We start from the raw sequence: 5,288 nt of genomic DNA, 5'->3' as shown, positions 1-5,288 counted from the left end.
CACGGGGCAGCTGGAAGGCATAAACAATCGAATAAAAGTCATTAAGCGGATGGCGTACGGTTACCGGGACAGCGAATTCTTTTTCATGAAGATCAAGAGCGTCTTTCCCGGTAATCCGTGAAGAACCATTTTTTTTGCGCCTCTAGGGTACAAAATGAATCAAAGGGCAGTACAAATGACTCCCCCCATTATCCGGAATGGACGTACGCACGTTATGCAGGAAATGACCATGAAACAGGCAGAGCTGGAAAAGGTTCATGTGGAGATCGTCAAACTGATCGCTGAACAGCGCAAGCTGAACGCCGAGGCCGGCAAGATGACCCGTGAGACTTTTTGGTATCCAGTGGCAGTTGCTATTGGGCTGATTGGTACGGTAGCTACCGTTACTGCGGTGTTGATCAAGCTGCTCTAATACCCAATTCTAGCGCCGTTTCCTGTTGTTTCACCTTATCGATCACGGCTCTGCTGACGTGCGCCATGTCATCACTTGCCATCGCAGCCACCCCTGAAACCTTCCCCGACGCGGCCACCAGCGACCCGGCAAAGCTCGGCTGGAATGGTCGGCTCCCCACCACCCGCTGATGTCCGGGTTGCCTTGAGTCGTTATCCCCAGTTCAACTGATGCCGGGCTTTTTGTTTTCATCACCTGGCTACCGAGGAATAATGCGTGCTTCTATGAAGAAGGACATCTCATGATCACCACCACTACCCACACCATTGAAGGCCGGCAAATCACCGCTTACCTGGACATCGTCAGCGCCGAGTCGGTGCAGGGCGTTAACGTGATCCGCGATATGTTCGCCGGAATGCGGGATTTTTTCGGTGGGCGTTCTCAGACGTTGGAGCGGGCATTGAAGGATGCGCGGACTCAGGCGACCGACGAGATCAAGGAGCGGGCGCGGGCGCTTCAGGCGGATGCGGTGGTGGGGCTCGATTATGAGATCAGCATGCCGGCCGGCAAGGGGGGGATGGTGGTGGTGTTTGTGACCGGGACGGCGGTCAAACTGAGGTAGGTCGCTGTAAGCCGATCTTGGGCGCGCGGTGCTGGCCATTCGTCGGGCATGTAGCGATCTGAATCACAAGTCTGGGAATGACCGACTAGTCTCAAAATCCAGGGTGGTCGATATTTTTCAGGCAAAAAGGGCTTGCCGGTATCGACCCGTTTTGAGAGGAGCGAAGATATGGCTGAGCCGTATATCGAAGACGACGGGGCAGAGTTTCCAATCAATGATTGCGTGCAGTGTGGTCAGACGGACTATGTGCCGAGCTTCGGTGAAGACCGTGTCCAGATCAACAAAATCAAATCCGCAGTGCCTCGAACCCGAGGGCCCAAATCGAAATTCATGCCCAAGCTGGGGGCGCCTTCCAGGAAGTAAACCGATAACAGCACGAACCCTGCCATTGAGCGGGGTTTCTTGTTTTTGAAGGGTTGAAAGCGTGGCTCGTTGGCAATGCCGAGAAATGTCCTACAACTTTTAGAGCGTTGGTGGTTTTTTCACAAACTTTTCACACCGGCCTACGTAGGCTCAGCTCATCCGTTAGAAAGCAGTACCCTGGCCCGTCTCCCCAGCGGGCTTTTTTTTGCCTGTCATAAAACCTTTTGCATAAACGCTGTCCAACCGTCGCCAATGGCGAGGTTGTTCCGGTTTTGTGTCTGGACTTTGCCTCCTCTAAAGCATTCAATTTCCGGCCTTTCCGTTCCCCTTTTTTTGAGGTTCTTGTGATGCGTTTGACACTGCCTGCTCTGGTTCTGGGCCTTTTGGTTGCTCAAGGTGCGATGGCTGCCGGTGACGGCACGGCTGCGCTCGGTGGTGGTTTGGGTGGTGCGTTGGGTAATGTGATCGGCCAGAAAATGGGTGGCAGCACCGGTGCCGCGATTGGTGCTGGCGTAGCGGGCGCAGCCGGCAGCGCTGTTGCCGCACGTAAAGGCAGCCGCACCAAAGCGGCCATCGGCGGCGGTGTCGGTGCGGCGGGCGGTTCGGTGATCGGCAACAGCCTGGGCGGCAAGACCGGCTCCACCATCGGCGCAGGCCTGGGTGGTGCATTGGGCGGCGGCGTGGGCAGCAACCTGTCCAAAAAGGGTCACTGATCCTGAATGATCCGCTGAAAAAGCCCGGCTCGATGCCGGGCTTTTTCGTTTTGGAACGTTTTTCCCGCATGTGGCTCAAATCTCGTACAGTCGGTGTTTGATTTGCTGTTCAACAGACGCAGATACCAGGCTGAGGCTATCCGCGGCATGTTCTCTTCCCCAATGCGGAAATTAGAGGTGCATATCATGCGTTTGACATTGTCCACGGCGTTTCTAGGGCTTTTGGTCGCTCAGGGCGCAATGGCGGCCGGCAACGGCGACGCTGCAGTCGGCGGTGGTCTTGGCGGTGTGTTGGGCAACGTAGTCGGCGGGCAGTTGGGCGGCAGCACCGGAGCTGCGGTGGGCGCTGGCGTCGGCGGTGCGGCAGGCAGTGCGGTCGGTGCGCGAAAGGGCAGTCGCACAGAAGCAGCCGTTGGCGGTGGTCTCGGCGCGACGGGCGGTTCGGTGATCGGCAACAGCCTGGGCGGCTCTACTGGTTCGGCCATTGGCGCAGGTGTGGGCGGTGCAGCTGGTGGCGCGGTGGGCAGCAGCCTGGGTGATGATCGCGGCGGCTCGCATTCCGGTGGCGGCAATTACAAACACAAGCATAAAAATAAGTACAAGCATCGCTAACTCGATATCGAGTGACAGTAGAAACCCGGCCCCGTGCCGGGTTTTTCATTTCTGTCGATAGGACTCTGGAACGATTGGCTGTAGGACGTTTCGAACTTTATATACACCTGAACGTTGTGAGGCATGCCATGACCCCGGAAACCGAAGACAAGGAAGAAGAAGGCCCGATCAACGATCCCGGCAATGAAGATCCGGGGTCTCTGATGGACGACGCCACAGTGCCGCTCAACGATGCCGATGATGCAGGCGGCGTGGGCAACTACGAGAATGATGAGTATGACGAGGAAGACGACGAGTGATCGGGTTTTGGGGGCGGGACGACCAATCGTCCTTCTGATCGAACGCGTCTATCGTGTCGTCCTCGAAAGGTCAGGACCTACTTTGCGGGTCCAATGAGAGGTGCGTTATGAACGCTGACCCGAAAGACTCCGATATCGACGATACCCCCGAATATCCGCTGCCTTCGCCCACCAATTCCCTGCGCCGTGACCAGCGCCCGCCCGACGATGACGACACGGCTGTGGAGCAAGTGCCCGCCGATGATGTGAAGCGTGGGAATGTGGAAGCCGACCCGGAAGACCCGGACATTGCCGGTGATGACGCCTCGGGCGAACCGAGCTGAAGCCTGTGCGGTGGTGCATCGCCGCTTGTCGATTGTGCGGCACCTTTAAAAGGCGATCACTGCCAGAGGTCAGGTAAAGCACTCTTTAAAGGAGATGCATCATGATCAGGTCAAAACTGACAGCGCTGACGGTAGTTGGCTTATTGTCGATCAGTTCATTGGCGGCGTTTGCTCAATCTACTGGCCGCGATGCGCCGGTCGACAAGGGGGGGATGCCACCTTACTCGGAAATGAATGCGGGTACTTCGGATGGGAAGGCGCTGCCACCGGACACCATTGGTGGTGGGAATGGCGGCGATGCCAACGGGAGTAGCACCAGCCCGGAGGAGGGAAGTGGGTCGATGAATGGTGGAAGTTCGATGGGGAGTGGTTCTGGAAGTGGGGCTGGAGAGTCAGGTGGTTCTGGGGTGAGTGGGAAGGGTGGCGATAGTAACAGTACCGGGGATTCAGGAGGTTAGAGCTCCATCGTGCCGATGCTCAAAGCCCGGCAATGCAGGGCTTTTGTTATATTCATGATTCACTCAAAAGAGTTTAGCCAACGACGATAGAAGTCTTTTTGCGCGCGGATGTCGTGGGTGATGTTTTTGTCTTCAAAATCAAATATGTTGACTATTTGGTCAAATGTTCCAGTTCTTCCAGAAATTAGCTCGTACGCAACAATTCCACCACTCATCTGAGAGCACATTCGTGAGGGGAAGACATTGATTTTCGCCCCTTTGCAAAGAAACTGTATCTCAGGAAACTCTTGTCGAACCTGAGCAAGACATAAGTATAGATCGTGATCTGTATAGGTTTTTCTGAACCCGTTTCCCCTTATAAAGGTCAGTGATGACTCTTGCCTGTGGATTTCAATTGTTGCGATTTCAATGACTTCTCCAGTTCTAAGTGATATATCAAACTTAATCATGTTTTTTTTGCGCATCGTTATTTTTTCTTTAGTGATTCTAGCCAGCGAAAAAAATAGTTTGTTTGCATCTGTGGGTCGTTAATAATGTCTTTGTCGTCGTAGTCAAAGATATTGACGAGGTCCTTTCTTGTAGCGCGGACACCCAATTTATGTTCATAAGCCATGATACCGGATGTCATTTGCGATGACATGCTGGATGGGCGCACGTTCACTTTTGCGCCTTTGCATAAGAACTTGATGTCGGGTAATTCTTTGATTATTTTTCCCAAACACTCATAAATGTCCTGGCCTGTGAAGTTTTTTGTCCAGCCGCTCTCCAATGTCAGATCAATGCAAGATTTTCGCTCGTCATAATCCAGAGTTGCTGTTTCTTGCTTACTGTCTATCAATATAGATATTTTTTTAATGGTCATTAATCATTTCCTTCGAGGATTTGGTATCGAGTAACCCACATAGCTGCCATCTTTTTTAAGAGGGGTGGCGCCGATAATGTCTTCGCTTTTAATCTTGTCAGGGATGGCGATCTCATCTTCATAACTGTACGGTATGTCATCTGGATGCAGCTCTTTGTTGATGTCATGACCATGAATTTTTCTCAATGTATACAGGTAGCCTTTTTTAGTTCTGTATTTTGTACCGAAATCGATTCCAATCTCTGGGTCGGTTGATGTACTTACAAAATTGCTTGGCGGATTCTTGTTATCCCAGACATGAAGCAATAAGTCCGTACTTTTACCTAAGCTTACGAAACCAACCTTGAAGATTTCATCTGGACGACGGAGATCGCCACGGTAAAGATATTCGCGTTCTCCTGCTGGAGAAGGAAGCGATGTCTCCCCCTCATCAACCCCAGCCTTACCCGCCGGATCCTCATCCCCAAACGACGGCTTCTTACACCCATCCCCCCCAGGGCACTCACTCAACCCCAACGGATTGCAGTGGTCTAATTTCCCCGGACACCTCGATAGGTGGAGAATGCATCTATCGAGGATTCTTTCATGACTGGCAAACGCAGAACATTCGACGACAGCTTCAAACTGCAAGTGGTAAAGATGATC

At 53.1% G+C, this 5,288-nt stretch carries 12 protein-coding genes; 9 read left to right on the top strand and 3 right to left on the bottom strand.

The genetic code is table 11. The annotated features are described in order from the left end of the window. The 9 genes from AACY49_RS29275 to AACY49_RS29235 form a co-directional block, all read left to right on the top strand. A partial coding sequence (locus AACY49_RS29275) for a transposase (protein WP_141228961.1) occupies positions 1 to 121 on the top strand: 121 nt, incomplete at its 5' end. Between the two features lie 108 nt (positions 122 to 229). Continuing rightward, positions 230 to 412: a hypothetical protein gene (locus AACY49_RS29270; protein ID WP_253551729.1), complete on the top strand. Its 183-nt coding sequence runs from the start codon at positions 230 to 232 to the stop codon at positions 410 to 412. A gap of 280 nt (positions 413 to 692) precedes the next feature. Then, positions 693 to 1,013, top strand: a complete 321-nt coding sequence (locus AACY49_RS29265) for a YbjQ family protein (RefSeq protein ID WP_258696807.1) — start codon at positions 693 to 695, stop codon at positions 1,011 to 1,013. 168 nt (positions 1,014 to 1,181) lie between these two features. After that, complete coding sequence (locus tag AACY49_RS29260) at positions 1,182 to 1,376, top strand: hypothetical protein (RefSeq protein ID WP_258696806.1); 195 nt, start codon at positions 1,182 to 1,184, stop codon at positions 1,374 to 1,376. 347 nt (positions 1,377 to 1,723) lie between these two features. Further along, entirely contained in the window at positions 1,724 to 2,089 is a 366-nt protein-coding gene (locus AACY49_RS29255) for a hypothetical protein (protein ID WP_008072998.1), read from the top strand. Positions 2,090 to 2,275: 186 nt separating this feature from the next. After that, on the top strand, positions 2,276 to 2,701 hold the full coding sequence (locus AACY49_RS29250; protein WP_339527642.1) for a hypothetical protein: 426 nt from the start codon (positions 2,276 to 2,278) through the stop codon (positions 2,699 to 2,701). 128 nt (positions 2,702 to 2,829) lie between these two features. After that, the gene (locus tag AACY49_RS29245; RefSeq protein ID WP_320391273.1) at positions 2,830 to 3,000 is read left to right on the top strand and encodes a hypothetical protein; all 171 of its coding nucleotides are present in this window, start codon (positions 2,830 to 2,832) and stop codon (positions 2,998 to 3,000) included. A gap of 107 nt (positions 3,001 to 3,107) precedes the next feature. Continuing rightward, positions 3,108 to 3,323 (top strand): hypothetical protein, encoded by a 216-nt coding sequence (locus AACY49_RS29240; protein ID WP_258696803.1) that lies wholly within the window; start codon positions 3,108 to 3,110, stop codon positions 3,321 to 3,323. Positions 3,324 to 3,424: 101 nt separating this feature from the next. Then, entirely contained in the window at positions 3,425 to 3,781 is a 357-nt protein-coding gene (locus tag AACY49_RS29235; protein WP_339527640.1) for a hypothetical protein, read from the top strand. A gap of 59 nt (positions 3,782 to 3,840) precedes the next feature. On the opposite strand, the gene AACY49_RS29230 is transcribed toward AACY49_RS29235, so the two are convergent. The 3 genes from AACY49_RS29230 to AACY49_RS29220 all read right to left on the bottom strand — a co-directional run. Further along, on the bottom strand, positions 3,841 to 4,245 hold the full coding sequence (locus AACY49_RS29230; RefSeq protein ID WP_339527638.1) for a hypothetical protein: 405 nt from the start codon (positions 4,243 to 4,245) through the stop codon (positions 3,841 to 3,843). Positions 4,246 to 4,247: 2 nt separating this feature from the next. Continuing rightward, on the bottom strand, positions 4,248 to 4,643 hold the full coding sequence (locus AACY49_RS29225; RefSeq protein WP_339527636.1) for a hypothetical protein: 396 nt from the start codon (positions 4,641 to 4,643) through the stop codon (positions 4,248 to 4,250). Between the two features lie 3 nt (positions 4,644 to 4,646). Then, positions 4,647 to 5,288, bottom strand: a 642-nt coding sequence (locus AACY49_RS29220) for a scabin-related ADP-ribosyltransferase (protein ID WP_445262668.1), incomplete at its 5' end; no start/stop codon positions are given.

The organism is Pseudomonas sp. EL_65y_Pfl2_R96, from assembly GCF_963970905.1.
Taxonomy (GTDB): Bacteria; Pseudomonadota; Gammaproteobacteria; order Pseudomonadales; family Pseudomonadaceae; genus Aquipseudomonas.
Note: the sequence above shows the minus strand (reverse complement) of the source record. Positions and strands in the feature narration are given on the sequence as shown.

Excerpts from the sequence above, each read along its gene's own strand:
- AACY49_RS29270 (WP_253551729.1), top strand. The coding sequence starts at position 230 with ATGAAACAGGCAGAGCTGGAAAAGGTTCATGTGGAGATCGTCAAACTG.
- AACY49_RS29265 (WP_258696807.1), top strand. The coding sequence starts at position 693 with ATGATCACCACCACTACCCACACCATTGAAGGCCGGCAAATCACCGCT.
- AACY49_RS29260 (WP_258696806.1), top strand. The coding sequence starts at position 1,182 with ATGGCTGAGCCGTATATCGAAGACGACGGGGCAGAGTTTCCAATCAAT.
- AACY49_RS29255 (WP_008072998.1), top strand. The coding sequence starts at position 1,724 with ATGCGTTTGACACTGCCTGCTCTGGTTCTGGGCCTTTTGGTTGCTCAA.
- AACY49_RS29250 (WP_339527642.1), top strand. The coding sequence starts at position 2,276 with ATGCGTTTGACATTGTCCACGGCGTTTCTAGGGCTTTTGGTCGCTCAG.
- AACY49_RS29245 (WP_320391273.1), top strand. The coding sequence starts at position 2,830 with ATGACCCCGGAAACCGAAGACAAGGAAGAAGAAGGCCCGATCAACGAT.
- AACY49_RS29240 (WP_258696803.1), top strand. The coding sequence starts at position 3,108 with ATGAACGCTGACCCGAAAGACTCCGATATCGACGATACCCCCGAATAT.
- AACY49_RS29235 (WP_339527640.1), top strand. The coding sequence starts at position 3,425 with ATGATCAGGTCAAAACTGACAGCGCTGACGGTAGTTGGCTTATTGTCG.
- AACY49_RS29230 (WP_339527638.1), bottom strand. The coding sequence starts at position 4,245 with ATGCGCAAAAAAAACATGATTAAGTTTGATATATCACTTAGAACTGGA.
- AACY49_RS29225 (WP_339527636.1), bottom strand. The coding sequence starts at position 4,643 with ATGACCATTAAAAAAATATCTATATTGATAGACAGTAAGCAAGAAACA.